The sequence below is a fragment of the Pseudomonas sp. MF5691 genome, from assembly GCF_016405645.1.
Lineage (GTDB): Bacteria > Pseudomonadota > Gammaproteobacteria > Pseudomonadales > Pseudomonadaceae > Aquipseudomonas > Aquipseudomonas shahriarae.
This window is the reverse complement of sequence record NZ_JAEKDC010000013.1, coordinates 97403-114917: the sequence shown is the minus strand read 5'-3', so window position 1 is coordinate 114917 and position 17515 is coordinate 97403. Positions and strand designations below refer to the sequence as shown.

13 protein-coding genes and 1 pseudogene are annotated in these 17515 nt (G+C 58.0%); 7 read left to right on the top strand and 7 right to left on the bottom strand.

The features are described 5' to 3' along the window. Positions 1-13: 13 nt before the first annotated feature. From JFT44_RS18960 to JFT44_RS18940, 5 genes are all read left to right on the top strand, one after another. Positions 14-1741, top strand: coding sequence for an autotransporter assembly complex family protein (locus tag JFT44_RS18960; RefSeq protein WP_057441574.1), 1728 nt, complete (start codon positions 14-16; stop codon positions 1739-1741). Beyond that, a complete protein-coding gene (locus JFT44_RS18955; RefSeq protein ID WP_198831031.1) occupies positions 1738-5412 on the top strand; it encodes a translocation/assembly module TamB domain-containing protein in 3675 nt (1224 codons plus the stop codon). The genes JFT44_RS18960 and JFT44_RS18955 overlap by 4 nt, the downstream gene beginning before the upstream one ends. Positions 5413-5584: 172 nt before the next feature. Then, positions 5585-6058 (top strand): MarR family winged helix-turn-helix transcriptional regulator, encoded by a 474-nt coding sequence (locus tag JFT44_RS18950; protein ID WP_057441577.1) that lies wholly within the window; start codon positions 5585-5587, stop codon positions 6056-6058. 41 nt (positions 6059-6099) lie between these two features. Further along, positions 6100-7302 carry an efflux RND transporter periplasmic adaptor subunit gene (locus JFT44_RS18945; RefSeq protein ID WP_115128488.1) on the top strand — a complete coding sequence of 401 codons (1203 nt, stop codon included), beginning with the start codon at positions 6100-6102 and terminating at the stop codon, positions 7300-7302. Further along, positions 7302-8831 carry a DHA2 family efflux MFS transporter permease subunit gene (locus tag JFT44_RS18940; RefSeq protein ID WP_057441580.1) on the top strand — a complete coding sequence of 510 codons (1530 nt, stop codon included), beginning with the start codon at positions 7302-7304 and terminating at the stop codon, positions 8829-8831. The genes JFT44_RS18945 and JFT44_RS18940 overlap by 1 nt, the downstream gene beginning before the upstream one ends. A 70-nt stretch (positions 8832-8901) precedes the next feature. Here the strand turns inward: JFT44_RS18940 and lpxH are convergent, their stop codons facing one another. Continuing rightward, entirely contained in the window at positions 8902-9651 is a 750-nt protein-coding gene (gene lpxH / locus JFT44_RS18935; protein ID WP_057960031.1) for a UDP-2,3-diacylglucosamine diphosphatase, read from the bottom strand. Further along, positions 9648-10151: a peptidylprolyl isomerase gene (locus tag JFT44_RS18930; RefSeq protein WP_057441582.1), complete on the bottom strand. Its 504-nt coding sequence runs from the start codon at positions 10149-10151 to the stop codon at positions 9648-9650. Before JFT44_RS18930 ends, lpxH begins: the two co-directional genes overlap by 4 nt. A 247-nt stretch (positions 10152-10398) precedes the next feature. Between JFT44_RS18930 and JFT44_RS18925 the strand changes: the two genes are divergently transcribed. Together JFT44_RS18925 and cysS are read left to right on the top strand one after the other, a co-directional pair. Then, positions 10399-12099, top strand: coding sequence for a glutamine--tRNA ligase/YqeY domain fusion protein (locus JFT44_RS18925; protein WP_057960030.1), 1701 nt, complete (start codon positions 10399-10401; stop codon positions 12097-12099). 21 nt (positions 12100-12120) lie between these two features. After that, entirely contained in the window at positions 12121-13503 is a 1383-nt protein-coding gene (cysS, locus tag JFT44_RS18920) for a cysteine--tRNA ligase (protein ID WP_057441584.1), read from the top strand. 71 nt (positions 13504-13574) lie between these two features. Here cysS and JFT44_RS18915 read toward each other — a convergent pair. The 5 genes and pseudogenes from JFT44_RS18915 to JFT44_RS18895 all read right to left on the bottom strand — a co-directional run bounded on the left by JFT44_RS18915 (position 13575) and on the right by JFT44_RS18895 (position 17248). Then, positions 13575-14124: pseudogene (locus JFT44_RS18915) on the bottom strand (dihydrofolate reductase family protein). A 457-nt stretch (positions 14125-14581) separates the two neighbouring features. Next, positions 14582-15001 carry a hypothetical protein gene (locus tag JFT44_RS18910; protein ID WP_057441586.1) on the bottom strand — a complete coding sequence of 140 codons (420 nt, stop codon included), beginning with the start codon at positions 14999-15001 and terminating at the stop codon, positions 14582-14584. A gap of 705 nt (positions 15002-15706) precedes the next feature. Continuing rightward, positions 15707-16096: a hypothetical protein gene (locus JFT44_RS18905; RefSeq protein ID WP_170045415.1), complete on the bottom strand. Its 390-nt coding sequence runs from the start codon at positions 16094-16096 to the stop codon at positions 15707-15709. Next, positions 16096-16404: a polymorphic toxin type 47 domain-containing protein gene (locus JFT44_RS29215; RefSeq protein ID WP_120733481.1), complete on the bottom strand. Its 309-nt coding sequence runs from the start codon at positions 16402-16404 to the stop codon at positions 16096-16098. The genes JFT44_RS18905 and JFT44_RS29215 overlap by 1 nt, the downstream gene beginning before the upstream one ends. A 433-nt stretch (positions 16405-16837) precedes the next feature. Beyond that, positions 16838-17248: a hypothetical protein gene (locus JFT44_RS18895; protein ID WP_198831030.1), complete on the bottom strand. Its 411-nt coding sequence runs from the start codon at positions 17246-17248 to the stop codon at positions 16838-16840. Positions 17249-17515: the final 267 nt, after the last annotated feature.

The following is a 17515-nucleotide window of genomic DNA, read 5'->3' as shown; positions in this document are numbered from 1 at the left end:
AGCATCCGCGCCTATGAAGTTTCCAAATAAAATTACCAGCGGCTTGATTCTGCTGTTCACAAGCTGCGGCGCCTTGGCACAAAGCGAACTGGACGTGCGGGTCAAGCCTTCAAACGATGCGCTGAAGGCCAATATCGAAGGCTATATCGGCGGGGTTGGCGAGCGTGACGAAGAGGCCTTGCAGCGCTTCAGTCGCGGCGCCGAGGAGCAGGCGCGCAAGGCCGCCCAGGCACTGGGCTTTTATCAGCCGCAGATTGCCAGTGAGGTAAAGCCCGGCAAGAATCCGCGCCTGATCCTCAGCATCGACCCCGGCGAACCGGTGCATTTACGCAATGTCACGATTCGCGTCGACGGCCCGGCGGCCGAGCTCAAATCCTTCCGTGTGCCCGACAGCAAAGACCTCAAGTCCGGCGCCGTACTCAACCATGGCCATTACGAAGACGCCAAGCGCCTCATCCAGAACCAGGCCTCGCGCTTCGGCTATTTCAGTGGCCGCTTCACTCGTCAGACACTGTCCGTCGACCCCCAGGCGGGCGTGGCCGATATCGAACTGGTCTACGACAGCGGCCCGCGCTACACCCTCGGCAAGGTCAACTTTGCCGGCGATACCCCCTTTGATGAAGAGCTGTTGCAACGCATGGTGCCGTTCAAGAGTGGCGCGCCCTACGATTCCGAACTGATCGCTGAACTGAACCAGGCCCTGCAATCGAGCGGCTATTTCGAGGGCGTGCGCGTGGATGCCGCCCCGGCAGCGGCGGCCAATGATGTGATCCCGGTGGCGGTCCAACTGGAAACCCGTAAACCGCGGACCATGGGCCTGGGCCTGGGTTTTTCCACTGACGTCGGCCCGCGTGGCAAGGCCAACTGGACACGGCACTGGGTCAACCCCCAGGGGCACAGCTATGGCTGGGAGGCCGAGTTGTCGGCGCCCCGGCAGAACGTCGGCCTGTGGTACGACATTCCCCTTGATCCGCCGCTCACCGACAAGCTGCGTTTTGCCGGCGGCTATCAGAATGAAGAGCTGGCCAATACCGACACCCTCAGCAAGCTGCTCACCCTCGGCCCGGAATGGCACAGCAAATTGCCCAGCGGCTGGACACGGGTGATCTCGCTCAAATGGCAGCGCGAAGAATATCGCCTGGGGGACGACTCCGGCTTGAGCAATTTGCTGATGCCCGGTATCAGCTATTCCTACCTGCGCAGCGATAACCGCATCGACCCGCATAATGGCTATCGCCTGCAGTTCGATACCAAAGTGGCCAAGGAAGGGCTGGGCTCTGACACCAACCTGCTGTACGGCACTGCGATGATCAAGGGCTTGACCACCGTGTGGGACAAGCACCGTTTCCTCGGCCGCGCGCAGTTTGGCGGCAGCGCCACCAACGGCTACAAGTCGGTGCCGCCGTCCCTGCGCTTTTTTGCCGGTGGCGACCAAAGTGTGCGTGGCTACGAGTACCAGACCCTGTCCCCGGAAAACAACAAGGGCGACCGTATCGGTGGCCGCTACATGGTGGCCTTGAGCGCCGAGTATCAATATTCCATCGCCGAAAAGTGGCGGATCGCGACCTTTGTCGATCAGGGCAACTCCTTTAACACCCTTGAGTTGCCAAGCCTGAAAACCGGGGTCGGCGTCGGCGTGCGCTGGGTGTCTCCGGTCGGCCCGATTCGTCTTGACCTGGCCCATGCCCTGGAAGATCCGGGCGGCATTCGTTTGCACTTTTCCATGGGGCCTGAGCTGTGAAGCGTGGTTTGAAAATAGCGGGTCTGAGTGTGGCAGCGGTCGTTGCCTTGGTGCCGCTGGCGGTGTGGAGCGTACTGGGTACGCAAGTCGGCAGTCGCTGGGCCCTCGGTCAAGTCCCGGGGTTGAGCGTGGAAAACTTCCAGGGCCGTTTGGGTGGGCAATGGAGCGCCGACCAGGTGCTGTGGCAACAAGACAGCAGCCGCGTAGAGCTCAATGCCCCCAAATTCGACTGGTCGCCGGCGTGCCTGCTGCGCATGACCCTGTGCATCCGGCAACTGGACGTGGAGCAGGTCAGCCTGCAATTGCCACCCAGCACCGAAGACAGCAGCGGCCCGATTACCCTGCCGGACTTGAACCTGCCCGTGGCGATCGAACTGGGCGACGTGCGCGTCGGCAGCCTGCTGTTCAACGGCAGCGAAGAACTCAAGGGCCTGCAACTGGCCGCGCACTGGACCGCCGAGGGCATGCAGATCGACGCGGTACATCTGCAACGCGACGACCTGGTGCTGGATCTCAGCGGTGTACTGCACCCCGCGGGCGATTGGCCGTTGACCGCGACTGGCAACCTGAGCCTGCCCTATGCCCCGGGCGGCGCGCCGTGGACGGTGGCGCTGAACGTGACCGGTGATCTGCTCAAGACCCTCAAGCTCGACGCCGACAGCACGGGCTACCTGCCGGCCAAACTTAGCGGCGAGCTGCAACCCCTGGTCGAGAACCTGCCAGCACAGTTGCGAATCACCGCCGATGGCTTCAAACCTGCCGCCGACTTGCCGGACACCTTGCAGCTCAACCAACTGGACCTGACTGCCAAGGGCGACCTGGGCAAGGGCTATCAGTTGCTGGGCAAGGCTGTATTACCCGCAGAAAAGGGCCCGGTTGACCTGTTGCTGCAAGGCCGGGTCGATGCCAAGGGCGCGCAGCTCGCCTGCCTGGACCTGAATGCCGGGGACAAGCAAAGCCTCAAGCTCAGCGCCCAACTGGATTGGCAGCAGGGCTTCAGCGCAGACGCAAAAATCGACTGGCTGGACTTCCCCTGGCATCGCCTGTATCCGCTGATTGACGAGCCGCAAGTGGTGCTACGCACCTTCAACGGTGAAGTGTCCTACAAGGACGGCAACTACCTGGGCAATCTCAAGGCCGACCTCGATGGCCCGGCCGGCAAATTCAGCCTGATCACGCCGTTCAGTGGCGACCTCAAGCAAGTGTTCCTGCCCGAGCTGAAATTGACCGCTGGCCAGGGCAAGGCCGAAGGGCACTTGAACCTGCAATTTGCCGAGGGCATCGCCTGGGATACGGCGCTGGACCTGTCGGCGTTGAACCCGGCGTACTGGGTCGCAGAATTGCCCGGTACCCTGGCCGGGCCGCTGCGCAGCAAGGGCGAGTTCAAGAACGAACAACTCAAGCTCAACGCCGACCTTGACCTCAAGGGCCGCTTGCGCGGCCAAACGGCGGTGCTGGCCGCCAAGGCCGAAGGCGCGGGCGAGCAGTGGACCCTGGCCAACCTGGATATCCGCCTGGGTGACAACCGCATCAATGGCAGCGGCAGCCTGCAACAGCGCCTGGCCGGGCAGATCGACATCAAGCTCGCACGCCTGGCCCAGCTGTGGCCGCAGTTGCGTGGGCAGGTCAATGGTCGACTCGATGTGGCCGGTACTCTAAAGGCGCCCCAGGGCAAGCTCGACCTCAAGGGCCAGCAACTGGTGTTTGAAGATAACCGCCTGCAAGCCCTCACCCTGGACGCCACGCTTGATAACGCACAACGGGCGAAGATCGACCTCAAGGGCACCGGCATCCAGGCCGGGGATACCCAGCTCGGTACCTTGACCGCCAGCGCCCAGGGCGACATCAAAAACCAGAAAGTCCAACTGGACCTCATGGGCCCCCTGGTCAAACTGGCCCTGGCCCTGGACGGCACGCTCGACAAGGGTAACTGGCGCGGGCGCCTGGCCAGTGGCGAGGTGCAGGCCGGGGGCCAGGACTGGAAGCTGCAGGCCCCGGCGAAAATCGAGCGCATGGCCGATGGCAAGCTGACCTTCGCTGCCCATTGCTGGGTCTCCGGGCCCGCCAGCCTGTGTGGCGAAGACCAGCGACTGATGCCCGATCCCAAGCTGCGTTATCACCTCAAGCAGTTCCCCATCGACAGCCTGGCGCAGTGGCTGCCCAAGGATTTCGCCTGGCAAGGCAAACTCAACGCCGATATCCAGCTCGACCTGCCGGCCAGCGGCCCTAAAGGCCTGATCGCGGTGGATGCCAGTGGCGGCACGTTGCGGGTCAAGGACAAGGACCAGTGGCTGGACTTCCCCTACGACACCCTCAAACTGGACACCACGCTCAACCCCACGCGCATTGATACCCAGCTGAATTTCCGCGGTGGCAAGCTCGGCGAGTTGCTGCTGCAGGCGCAGATCAACCCGCTGGCGAAAAACAAGCCGATCTCCGGCAACTTCAGCCTTACCGGCCTGGACCTGGCGGTAGCGCGGCCGTTTGTGCCGATGGTGGAAAAACTCAATGGCAAGCTCAATGGCAGCGGGCGCATCTCCGGCGGCTTGTTGGCGCCGCAGGTCAACGGCAACGTCAACCTGATCGCCGGCGAGATTTCCGGGCCCGAACTGCCCATCAGCCTTGAAGGCCTGAACGTGCAGGCCCTGATCGCCGGCGAAAGCGTGCAGCTCAACGGCGGCTGGCGCAGTGGCAAGGCCGGGCAGGGCAGCCTCAAGGGGCAGATCGACTGGGGCCGGGCCCTGGCCGTTGACCTCAGCCTGCAAGGCTCGCAATTGCCGGTCACGGTCGAGCCCTACGCCGAACTGGAAGTGGCGCCTGACTTGAAGATCACGCTCAAGGACGACAAGTTGGCGATTGCCGGCAATGTGCACATCCCGCGCGGTGATATCACTGTGCGCGAACTGCCGCCATCGACGGTCAAGGTCTCGGATGACACGGTGATCGTCGGCAGCCAGACCGAAGAGGGCAAGCCGCCGATGGCCATCGCCATGGACATCAACGTGGTCGTGGGCGAGGACCAGCTCAACTTTGCCGGTTTCGGCCTGACCGCCAAGGTCCAGGGCCAGGTGCATATCGGCGATAACCTGGACACCCGTGGCGAGCTGTGGCTCAACGACGGGCGCTACCGCGCCTATGGCCAGAGGCTGGATGTGCGGCGTGCGCGCCTGCTGTTCGCCGGGCCGCTGGACCAGCCATACCTGGATATCGAAGCCATCCGCAAGACCAACGACGTGATCGCCGGTATCCGCCTGAGTGGCAGTGCCGAGCAGCCGACCACGCAGATCTTCTCGGAGCCGGCCATGAGCCAGGAGCAGGCGCTGTCCTACCTGGTGCTGGGCCGTCCGTTGAGCACCACCGGCGAAGACAACAATATGCTGGCGCAAGCGGCACTGGGCCTGGGCTTGATGGGCAGTGCCGGCGTGACCTCGGACATTGCCAAGAACCTGGGGATCCAGGACTTTGAGCTGGACACCCAGGGCAGCGGCACCAACACGGCAGTGGTGGCCAGCGGCAAGATCACCGAGAAACTCAGCCTGCGTTACGGGGTCGGGGTGTTCGAGCCGGCCAGCACCATTGCCTTGCGTTACCTGTTGAGCAAGAGGGTGTACCTGGAAGTGGCCAGCGGCGTGGCCAGTTCATTGGATATCTTCTACAAGCGGGATTTCTGACGGTTAAAGGCACATCAAATGGTGGGAGCTGGCTTGCCAGCTCCCACCATTTTTTTGGGGTGCATTCAGCGCCTGATTACCAAGCAACCTAACTATTTATTTGACATTCGCTGCCTAGGCAGTAATATTTCGTCACACATTCACTGCCTAGGCAGTAATAAGGTGACTCCCGATGGAACACTTCACCCCGGAAAACTTCCATAACTGCCATCTCGGGCTGTTGCTGGGGCGCGCCGCGATTCTCAAGGACCGCATCATCGACACCCATATGGAACCCCACGGCATCACTGCCGCGCAGTTCAAGGTGTTGATCATCATGGCCCAGTTCGGCGTCGATACCCCGGCGGAGCTGTGCCGCAACCTGTCCCTGGACAGTGGCTCGATGACTCGCATGCTCGACCGCCTGGAGCAAAAAGACCTGCTGGCGCGCAAGCGCTCCGAGCAGGACCGGCGCCAGGTGCAACTGGTGCTGACTGCAGAAGGCCAGCGCCTGGCGGACATGCTGCCGCAGATCGGCGCCCAGGCCCTGAACCAGTTGGCTGGCGCACTCGAACCGGGGGAGTTGCAGACCCTGGAGCACATCCTGAAGAAAATCCTGATCGCTGCGGGTGATCCCATCACGTTGCAGCGGGTCGGGACTCAATGAACACGCCAGTCACGCGCGCTGAATAACGCAAGGTACTTGTCATGGCTACTGCCCAAGCAAACAACACCGCACACTCCCAACCCAACGACGGCAACCCGCGCAAACGCAAAATCATGTTGCTGGGCCTGGCGCTGATCGTCGTCCTTTGCGTCCTGGGCGTGTGGGGCTGGCACGAGCTGTATGGCCGTTGGAGCGAAAGTACCGACGATGCGTACGTGAATGGCAACGTGGTGGAAATCACCCCGCTGGTCACCGGTACCGTGGTCAGCATTGGCGCCGACGATGGCGACCTGGTCCACGAAGGCCAGGTGCTGATCAACTTCGACCCCAACGACGCCGCCGTCGGCCTGCAAAGTGCCCAGGCCAACCTGGCGCGCACGGTACGTCAGGTGCGTGGCTTGTACAGCAATGTGGATGGCATGAAAGCCCAGGTACAGGCGCAAAAAGCCCAGGTGCAAACCGCCCAGGACAACTTCAACCGCCGCAGAATCCTCGCCCAGGGCGGCGCGATTTCCCTGGAAGAACTGTCCCACGCCCGCGATGCCCTGAGCGCGGCGAGCAACTCACTGGCCAACCTGCAACAGCAACTCAATACCTCCACTGCGTTGGTGGATGACACGGTGATTTCGTCCCACCCGGATGTGCAGGCCGCTGCCGCGCAACTGCGCCAGGCCTACCTGACCAATGCGCGCAGCACCCTGATCGCACCGGTCACCGGCTACGTCGCCAAGCGCACCGTGCAACTGGGCCAGCGGGTCGAGCCGGGTACCGCGTTGATGGCGGTGATTCCCCTGGACCAACTGTGGATCGACGCCAACTTCAAGGAAACCCAACTGCGCCAGATGCGCATTGGCCAGCCGGTGGATATCGAGGCCGATCTCTACGGCAGCGACGTGAAGTACAGCGGCACCGTCGACAGCCTCGGCGCCGGTACCGGCAGCGCCTTTGCCTTGCTGCCGGCCCAGAACGCCACCGGCAACTGGATCAAGATCGTGCAGCGGGTACCGGTGCGCATCCATATCAATGCCCAGGAGTTGGCCCAGCACCCGTTGCGGGTGGGCTTGTCGACCCAGGTGGAAGTCAACCTGCACGACCAGAGTGGACCGGTACTGGCGCAACAACCGCCGCAAAAAGCCTCGTTCACCACCACCGTGTATGACCGCCAGTTGGCCGAGGCCGACGCGATGATCACCCAGTTGATCCATGACAACAGCGTGGCCGCGCCCAAGGCAGCACAACGCTAATGAGCAATAACGCCTCGTTCACGCCACCCAGCTTGCTGATGGCCACCATTGGCCTGTCCCTGGCGACCTTTATGCAGGTGCTCGACACCACCATCGCCAACGTGGCGTTGCCGACCATTTCCGGCAACCTGGGCGTGAGTTCGGAGCAGGGCACCTGGGTCATCACCTCATTTGCCGTAAGCAATGCCATTGCCTTGCCATTGACCGGCTGGTTGAGCCGGCGCTTTGGTGAGGTGAAGCTGTTTTTGTGGGCGACCGTCCTGTTTGTGCTGGCCTCGTTCCTGTGTGGTGTCTCCACCTCGATGCCCGAGTTGATTGGCTTTCGCGTGCTGCAAGGCTTGGTGGCGGGCCCGTTGTATCCAATGACCCAAACCTTGCTGATTGCGGTCTATCCCCCCGCCAGGCGCGGCATGGCCTTGGCGTTGCTGGCGATGGTCACGGTGGTCGCGCCCATTGCCGGGCCTATTCTTGGCGGCTGGATTACCGACAGCTACAGCTGGCCGTGGATCTTCTTTATCAACGTGCCCATCGGGATATTTGCGGTGATGGTGGTGCGTGCGCAGCTCAAGAAACGCCCGGTGGTCACCAGTCATCAGCCGATGGACTATGTCGGGCTGCTGAGCTTGATCGTCGGGGTCGGTGCCTTGCAGATCATCCTCGACAAGGGCAATGACCTGGACTGGTTCGAATCCAATTTCATCATCATCGGCGCGGCCATTTCGGTGATCGCCCTGGCGGTGTTTGTGATCTGGGAAATGACCGACAAGCACCCAGTGGTCAACCTGCGCCTGTTTGCCCATCGCAACTTCCGCATCGGCACCATCGTCTTGGTGCTGGGCTACGCCGGGTTCTTTGGTATCAACCTGATCCTGCCGCAATGGCTGCAGACGCAGATGGGCTACACCGCGACCTGGGCCGGGCTGGCGGTGGCGCCGATCGGCATCCTGCCGGTGCTGATGTCGCCCTTTGTCGGCAAGTACGCGCACAAGTTCGACTTGCGGCTGCTGGCCGGCCTGGCGTTCCTGGCGATCGGCCTGAGCTGCTTTATGCGCGCCGGCTTCACCAATGAAGTGGACTTCCAGCATATCGCCCTGGTGCAGCTGTTCATGGGCATCGGCGTGGCGCTGTTCTTTATGCCGACCTTGAGCATCCTGATGTCCGATCTGCCGCCGCACCAGATCGCCGACGGCGCAGGCCTGGCGACCTTCCTGCGGACCCTGGGCGGCAGCTTTGCGGCATCGCTGACCACCTGGATCTGGATTCGCCGCGCGGACCAGCACCATGCCTATATGAGCGAGAGTATGAGCGTGTACGACTCGGCTACCCGCGATGCGCTGAACACCCTGGGCGGTGCGGGGCACAAGGCCTATGCGCAACTGGACCAGATCCTCACCAGCCAGGCGTACATGATGTCCACCGTGGATTACTTCACGCTGCTGGGGTGGATGTTCATGGGCTTGATCCTGCTGGTGTGGCTGGCCAAGCCGCCGTTTACTGCGAAGGCGGGGCCGGCGGCATCAGGGCACTGATCTTGACGTGTTCGCGGTTAGAAATGTGGGAGCAAGCCCGCTCCCACATTTGCTTCGTGTTGTTTGCAAGTCAGGCGCCAGGCAACGCCAACTGCGGATTGACGAAGTCAAACGCCGCCAGTTGAAACCCTTGCTCATCCACCTGCAACGCCCAACCCTGCTTGTCCCAATCTCCCAGCACAATGCGCTTGGCCGCCTGCTCGCCAATCTGCAACTTGTGAATGGCCGGGCGGTGGGTGTGGCCGTGGACCAGGGTGCGCACGCCGAAGGCTTGCATCACCCGTGGCACTTCCTCGGGCGTTACATCGACAATATCGTTGGCCTTCATGCGTACCTGGGCACGGCTTTCGCTGCGCAGCTTGTGCGCCAGTTTATGGCGGGTGCGCAAGGGCAGGTGGCGCAGGATAAACAGCACGATGGGATTACGTAGGATGCGCCGCAGCTTCATATAGCCGAGGTCGCGGGTACACAGGCTGTCGCCGTGCATCAACAGCACGGGCTCGCCATACAGCTGCACGACGGTAGGGTCCTTGAGCAACGTTGCGCCTGCGGCTTTGCAGAACGCCTTGCCGATCAGGAAATCCCGGTTGCCGTGCATCAGGAATACTTGGGTGCCACTGTCGCTCAGCTCACGTAGAGCCGCGCAAATCGAACGCTGGAACGGGGTCATGCCATCGTCACCAATCCAGGCTTCGAAAAAGTCCCCCAGGATGTACAACGCTTGCGCGCCACGGGCGCGGCCGTGGAGTAAATCCAGAAACGCCCGGGTAATGTCCGGGCGCTCCTCTTCCAGATGCAAGTCTGAAATCAGCAGTATCACGCAACGATCTCGGCTTTCTCGATGATCACGTCTTCTGCTGGTACGTCCTGGTGACCGCTTTTCGTAGTGGTGGAAACACCCTTGATCTTGTCCACGACGTCGGTGCCTTCGGTGACTTTACCGAATACCGCGTAGCCCCAACCCTGTACGGTCTTGGCGCTGTGGTTGAGGAAACCGTTGTCAGCCACGTTGATGAAGAACTGCGCGGAGGCCGAATGCGGCTCCATGGTACGGGCCATGGCGACGGTGTACTTGTCGTTGGAAAGGCCGTTGTCCGCTTCGTTCTGGATGCTTGGACGCTTGTCTTTCTTTTCTTTCATGCCAGGCTCGAAACCGCCGCCCTGGACCATGAAGTTGCCGATGACACGGTGGAAAACGGTGTTTTCGTAGTGGCCGGCGTTAACGTACTCGATGAAGTTGGCGACGGTGATCGGCGCTTTCTCGGCGTTCAGCTCGATGACGATGTCACCGTGGTTGGTGGTCAGTTTGACTTGAGTCATGTTCATTACTCTTTTCAGGGAATTCGTGGGTTCGGACGCCTGGGCACCTTACCGGGTTGGCTAAACTGCGGCCAAGGCGCGCAGTTTAGCGTGCCTGTCAGGAATTTCGAGGTGGTTTTTTACCGCCCATGCAATAAATGCAGCAGTTTTTGGCCATGCCCTGTCAGGTGCTTGACGGCATCGGCTATGATAAGCCCTTTGTTTGTCTGGCCCGACCCGGCCACGTACCTGTCTGTTCAAGGATCCTATGAGCAAGCCCACTGTCGACCCTACCTCGAATTCCAAGGCCGGACCTGCCGTCCCGGTCAATTTCCTGCGCCCGATCATCCAGGCGGACCTGGATTCGGGCAAGCACACGCAGATCGTCACCCGTTTCCCACCTGAGCCCAACGGTTACCTGCATATCGGCCACGCCAAGTCGATCTGTGTGAACTTCGGCCTGGCCCAGGAGTTCGGTGGCGTAACGCACCTGCGTTTCGACGACACCAACCCGGCCAAGGAAGACCAGGAATACATCGACGCCATCGAAAGCGACATCAAGTGGCTGGGCTTCGAATGGTCCGGTGAAGTGCGCTACGCCTCCAAGTATTTCGACCAGTTGTTCGACTGGGCCGTGGAACTGATCAAGGCTGGCAAGGCCTACGTCGACGACCTGACGCCTGAGCAGGCCAAGGAATACCGTGGCACCTTGACCGAGCCGGGCAAGAACAGCCCGTTCCGCGACCGTTCGGTAGAAGAGAACCTGGACTGGTTCACCCGCATGCGCGACGGCGAGTTCCCGGACGGCGCCCGTGTATTGCGGGCCAAGATCGACATGGCCTCGCCGAACATGAACCTGCGCGACCCGATCATGTACCGCATCCGCCACGCCCATCACCACCAGACCGGTGACAAGTGGTGCATCTACCCCAACTATGACTTCACCCACGGTCAGTCGGACGCCATCGAAGGCATTACCCACTCCATCTGCACCCTGGAGTTCGAAAGCCATCGCCCGCTGTACGAATGGTTCCTCGACAGCCTGCCGGTGCCGGCGCACCCGCGTCAGTACGAATTCAGCCGCCTGAACCTGAACTACACCATCACCAGCAAGCGCAAGCTCAAGCAGTTGGTCGATGAGAAGCACGTACATGGCTGGGACGACCCACGCATGTCGACCCTGTCGGGCTTCCGCCGTCGTGGCTACACCCCGGCGTCGATCCGCAATTTCTGCGACATGGTCGGCACCAACCGCTCCGACGGCGTGGTTGACTACGGCATGCTCGAGTTCAGCATCCGTCAGGACCTCGACGCGAACGCCCCGCGCGCCATGTGCGTGCTGCGTCCGTTGAAAGTCGTGATCACCAACTACCCGCAAGACCAGGTCGAGCACCTCGAACTGCCGCGTCACCCGCAAAAAGAAGAACTGGGCGTGCGCAAGCTGCCGTTCGCCCGTGAAATCTACATCGACCGCGATGACTTCATGGAAGAGCCGCCCAAGGGCTACAAGCGCCTGGAGCCGAATGGCGAAGTGCGCCTGCGTGGCAGCTACGTGATCCGTGCCGACGAAGCCATCAAGGACGCCGATGGCAACATCGTCGAACTGCGTTGCTCCTACGATCCTGAAACCCTGGGCAAGAACCCTGAAGGCCGCAAGGTCAAAGGCGTGGTGCACTGGGTGCCGGCCGCGGCCAGCGTCGAGTGCGAAGTGCGCCTGTACGATCGCCTGTTCCGCTCGCCTAACCCCGAGAAGGCCGAAGACAGCGCCAGCTTCCTGGACAACATCAACCCTGACTCCCTGCAAGTACTTACAGGTTGTCGTGCCGAACCGTCTTTGGGCGACGCACAGCCGGAAGACCGTTTCCAGTTCGAGCGCGAAGGCTACTTCTGCGCGGATATCAAGGACTCGAAACCTGGTCAGCCGGTATTCAACCGTACCGTGACCTTGCGTGATTCGTGGGGCCAGTGATCAAGTCTTAAGGGAAACATCGTGCTAACGATCTACAACACGCTCAGCAAGACCAAAGAAGTCTTCAAACCGCTGGACGGCAACAAGGTGCGCATGTACGTGTGCGGCATGACCGTGTACGACTACTGCCACATCGGCCACGGCCGCAGCATGGTTGCTTTCGACCTGGTGACCCGCTGGTTGCGTTTCAGCGGCTACGACTTGACGTACGTGCGCAACATCACCGACATCGACGACAAGATCATCAATCGCGCCAATGAAAACGGCGAGTCGTTCGACGCGCTGACCGAGCGCATGATCGCCGCCATGCACGAGGACGAGGCGCGCCTCAATATCCTCAAACCAGACATGGAGCCGCGCGCCACGGACCATATCCCGGGCATGCACGCGATGATCCAGACCTTGATCGACAAGGGCTACGCCTACGCCCCGGGCAATGGCGACGTGTACTACCGCGTCGCCAAGTTCATGGGCTACGGCAAGCTGTCGCGCAAGAAAATCGAAGACCTGCGCATCGGCGCACGCATCGAAGTCGACGAAGCCAAGCAAGACCCGCTGGACTTCGTGCTGTGGAAAGGCACCAAGCCCGGCGAGCCGAGCTGGGAATCCCCCTGGGGCGCCGGGCGTCCGGGCTGGCACATCGAATGCTCGGTGATGTCCACCTGCTGCCTGGGCGAGACGTTCGACATTCATGGCGGCGGCAGCGATCTTGAGTTCCCGCACCACGAAAACGAAATCGCCCAAAGCGAAGCGGCCACCGGCAAGACCTATGCTAACGCGTGGATGCATTGCGGCATGATTCGCATCAATGGCGAGAAGATGTCCAAGTCCTTGAACAACTTCTTCACCATCCGCGACGTGCTGGAAAAGTACCACCCGGAGGTTGTGCGTTATCTGCTGGTATCGAGCCATTACCGCAGTGCCATCAACTACTCGGAAGACAACCTCAAGGACGCCAAGGGCGCCCTGGAGCGGTTCTACCACGCGTTGAAAGGCCTGCCGGTTGTGGCGCCGGCCGGTGGCGAGGCGTTTGTTGAACGCTTCACTACCGTGATGAACGACGACTTCGGCACCCCCGAAGCCTGCGCCGTACTGTTCGAGATGGTCCGCGAGATCAACCGCCTGCGCGAGAGCGATCTCGCCGCAGCGGCCGGCCTGGCGGCACGCCTCAAGGAACTGGCCAGCGTGCTGGGCGTGTTGCAAATGGAAGCGGACGACTTCCTGCAAGCCGGCGCCGAAGGGCGTGTGGACGCCGCCGAAGTCGACGCCTTGATCCAGGCCCGCCTGAATGCCCGTGCCAACAAGGACTGGGCAGAATCCGACCGCATCCGCGACCAACTCACCGCCATGGGCGTGGTATTGGAAGACGGCAAGGGCGGGACGACCTGGCGCTTGGCTGACTGACGGCTGATGCCTGCATGAATAAAAACGCCCCGACTGGTTCGGGGCGTTTTTGTTTGTGGCGGTGTTGCGAGTCAACGCTGCTCGATGGCATACCGGCTCTGGACAAAGCCATTGTCCGAGGTACAGGTAGCGATGTGGCGAAGCTCACATTCACGACCGACGTGACTGAACAAGGGAACTCCCTGGCCCAGCAGAATCGGAATGCGGGTGATGATCAACTCACTGAGCAGGCCTGCTTCAAGAAATGCCTGGATGGTCTGGCCGCCGTCGATATAAAGATGTTTCATGCCGCGCTCGGCCAGTTGGTCGACGAGCGTGCTCACATCGGCGGCCAACACCTCCACCTTGCCCTGTAGGTGCGCAGGAATCTCTAAGGTCTTGTGGGAAAGCGCTATGACCGGCGTGCCCTCATAGGGCCACTCTGGAAAGGACAGTACTTTTTTCCAGGGTCTTGCGCCCCATGACCAACCCGTCGACTGTTGCGATGAAGCTTTCATAAGTGATGCCATTCAAGCCCGAACTTTCATATTCCGGTCGGTGCAGCCACTCAATATCCCCATCTGGCCGGGCAATAAAACCGTCAATGCTTGCTGCGATAAAGACGGAACATTTGATCCTCATGGGTGGTAAAACTCCTTTTTTATCAAGTGGAATCAAGACGGTATCACTTTAGCGCCTGCACGTTGGCGGCGAATGGGAGCGACGTAGTGGTTGAGCCGACGCAAGGTCCTCCGAAGCGTTGATCAACAACGTCTTTGGATCTGTTCCTTTGCGCACGATGAAGATGCCATGGCCTTCAGCAGACCGCTTTGTTTCAGTAGGAGGGTTCAGCGGTGAGCCGCTGCGTGAAGCGAGGTTGAGTCTGATGGAGGGCTTGGGCTGTGTTTGATCATGGTAAAGCTCCTAGAGGTTGGAGCTACTACCCATCGCTGCGAAACCCGGTCGCTGAATTTGCAGCGACTGCCGAAGATTATGGGGGGCTTCCGAGTGGTAACCCTAAAACGCTGTCGGAAATATCTGAGGGGTAGGGGGCGAAGTTCTTAAATGCGATTAAATAAATCCTCCTTTTTGTCCAGGGTTACCAGGTGGATGGGTCCTCCTGGCTGGCTTTGTCCAGATCGTCTTTCCATTTATCACTGGCTAATCTATAAACTTCCTCAAAAAACTCTCGAGGATCCTCTATTTCATCTTCATTCCAGGCCATGCTTGTATATTCATCATGGTTGTCCTCAAAGAAAGCGTTGAAATTAAAATTTTTGCTGTCTAGAGAGTGTTTCAAGGCTTTCATAAGAGTGTATCTGTGCCTGTATGAAAGCTGCTCGTCTGGGTCAAGACAGTATTTGAGTATAAGTTTTTTTCTGTCTTTTGGGTTGTTTGGGTTGTACTTTGAGAGTTCAACCCCTTTGGTCTCTTCTTGGTCGTAAATGTCAAAAACACCTACAAAATAATTCAAGCTCGCATCGAAAGGTATATGGCTGGAAAAAGGGTGAAATAGCACTTTTGTATTCCTTTTCTGGGGGATAGCGTGAATGGTGTTCCATCTTTATGAAACTTCATTTCGGCACCGTTCATGGCTTAATTTAAAATCGGATTTTGCGGATCCCTTCTGCGAAAAGGGGGCGGATCTACTTAACGAAGTGTACAGATAACGACTATAAGCGTTTGCCGAGCACCACGCCTTAGTGGTTGGCTTCATTCAGACACACTAATTAAGTGGGGCATTAATGACGGGCTTGTTTTTTATTGGCTAGGGATTAAATATGTCCGTCACTTTTATCACTCACATTATTAATGTTTAAATGGCTAAGGGTTTCTGAGATTTGAGCCAAAGCTTCGAGTCTGTCTAGAATGTTTAGATTGACGGAAGCTTTTACAGTGCTCCAATCTATCTTGCTTCCTGCGAACGTGAATTTTCTTGTATTTCATCAATTAGCTTTGCTTCTTCAGTTTTAGATAGCTCATTTTTTCGCAAACCTTCTGTTTATTTTGAGAACTGGTTCTGCAGAACCTTGGAACAGATAGTGAGTCTCTTTTTTCTTTCCCGACCAGACGTTTGCGTGAGAGCCATTTCGCTCATCACGCCGTAGTGGATGGTTTATCCAAGCACACAAACTCAGGGCGCATAGGCGATCAATGGCGGATCTACTACTGCATCGACTCGCCATCAAATAGATTCGTCCCGTACTGTATGTCACTTTGGTTTTTAAGCCCAGAGCACGCAATCATGGTCATCCAGATGAACCAAAAACGATAGATCATGATCGGTGACCCAGAACGGATAACCAGTTGTTTCGCTTATTAACAGCGCAAGGTCTTGTGCGTTTTCGAGTTTCCATGCTCTGTGACCCGTGTCAAAAACCAAAAGTATGAGGTCGTTTTTTTTTATGCGGTCTGGTATTTCCTTCCAAAAGTCAGGGTTGTGCTCGGTGCATTTCTCGTTGAAATCGACTGGATCTAGTACATTTTTTTCTGTTTTAAAGTATTTTTTGGTTAAGGTGGATATTAATGTTGCGATCTCTTCAGAATTGAGCTTCTTTGAGGAGATTTTCAACGTGTTTATAGTTTCGTCTAATTCTTCTTCTAGATAATTCATCATGGTTCTCCGATTCTTGAGCGGCTAACTGGAAGTAACTCTAAAAGTATATGGCCCCTTACTGCACCACCACCTGCCCTTTTTCCGGCAGTTTGGTAACCAATATGAGGTGATTGAGGACCTTTTTTGCTAGAAACAAGCGTTGGGTCATCAATGTTGACTTCCGTTCCTCTGTTTGGCCCTTTCTGTACACGCCACTCGGTTGGGAAGGTTTTTCCGTATTTGTCCTTTCCCCACTTGGTCACGCTGTAATCGTCCTTGGAGACCCCTATCCGGCGAAATGCCTTGCGAAAAGGGGGCGGATCTATTTAACAAAGTGTAAAGATAACGACTATAATTGTTTGCCGAGCACCAGGCCTTAGTGGTTGGCTTCATTCAGACACACTACTTAAGGGGGGCATTAATGACGGGCTTGTTTTTTATTGGCTAGGAATTAAATATGTCCGTCACTTTTATCGGGCTGCGAAACCCGGTCGCTGAATTTGCAGCGACTGCCGAAGATTATGGGGGGGGCTTCCCAGTGGCAACCCTAAAACGCTGTCGGAAATATCTGAGAGGGGATTGATATATAACCCTTCCGGTAGTTGGTTAAAGGAACGGATCTATTTAGCGCCCTGCGGGAGCAATGGCCGTTTGCCGCCGCTCAACGCGTTTTGGTGTTGATTCATAGTGGGCAATGGTGGGCCTATTACTAAATTTACTAGCGATTAAATAGGTTCGTTCCTTTTGTTCCGGTTTTTATCAAGGTTTCTGGAAAAATAAGTTGGAAGTTGAGCCCTGAATTTTCTTTGCTTTTCCTTTTTCTACGTACTCGCTGAACTCTCGCTCGAGCGTCGTCTTGTTAGTGTATTTTTTGTATTTTTTTGGAACTTCGCATGCGTAAATGTAAAGTCTCCATGAGTCGAAGCCATCAATTCGACCGTCGGGGCCGTAATCGAAGTCAATACATTTCTCGGATATGTAAACCCTACAGCCGACTCCATGTAGTTCGTACGTTGCGTCATCGCTGAGCTTTCCGCGCAGCGGGATTTTTTTTGAACGCCACAGTCCTAAGATATTTTTTGTACTAAAAGATAATTCAAGTAAGTTGGTTGCCTTTTCAACTTCCTCTAAGTATTCGCTGATTAGGTCTTCTAGCGTCTGAGTTTTCATTTTCTTGACCTTTCTAGCCTATCTGGTCCAGCGATTTTTGAAGAGTTCACTACGTCATTGATGCTGCTAAATGAGGTGTGGTGGTTTTCTATATTGTCAATCAGTCTTATGGTGACAAGTGTATGTGTTCGCCTTGCTGCAGACGCCCGATGGTGCCCATATTATATAATGCGAAAAGGGGGCGGATCTATTTAACAAAGTGCACAGATAACGACTATAAGCGTTTACCGAGCATCACGCCTTAGTGGTTGGCTTAATTCGGGCGCA

Bases quoted from the DNA above. Each gene is read 5' to 3' on its own strand.
- JFT44_RS18930 (WP_057441582.1), bottom strand. From the start codon at position 10,151: ATGACTCAAGTCAAACTGACCACCAACCACGGTGACATCGTCATCGAG.
- JFT44_RS18945 (WP_115128488.1), top strand. From the start codon at position 6,100: ATGGCTACTGCCCAAGCAAACAACACCGCACACTCCCAACCCAACGAC.
- JFT44_RS18940 (WP_057441580.1), top strand. From the start codon at position 7,302: ATGAGCAATAACGCCTCGTTCACGCCACCCAGCTTGCTGATGGCCACC.
- JFT44_RS18895 (WP_198831030.1), bottom strand. From the start codon at position 17,248: ATGAAAACTCAGACGCTAGAAGACCTAATCAGCGAATACTTAGAGGAA.
- JFT44_RS18960 (WP_057441574.1), top strand. From the start codon at position 14: ATGAAGTTTCCAAATAAAATTACCAGCGGCTTGATTCTGCTGTTCACA.
- JFT44_RS18925 (WP_057960030.1), top strand. From the start codon at position 10,399: ATGAGCAAGCCCACTGTCGACCCTACCTCGAATTCCAAGGCCGGACCT.
- JFT44_RS18905 (WP_170045415.1), bottom strand. From the start codon at position 16,096: ATGAATTATCTAGAAGAAGAATTAGACGAAACTATAAACACGTTGAAA.
- JFT44_RS18950 (WP_057441577.1), top strand. From the start codon at position 5,585: ATGGAACACTTCACCCCGGAAAACTTCCATAACTGCCATCTCGGGCTG.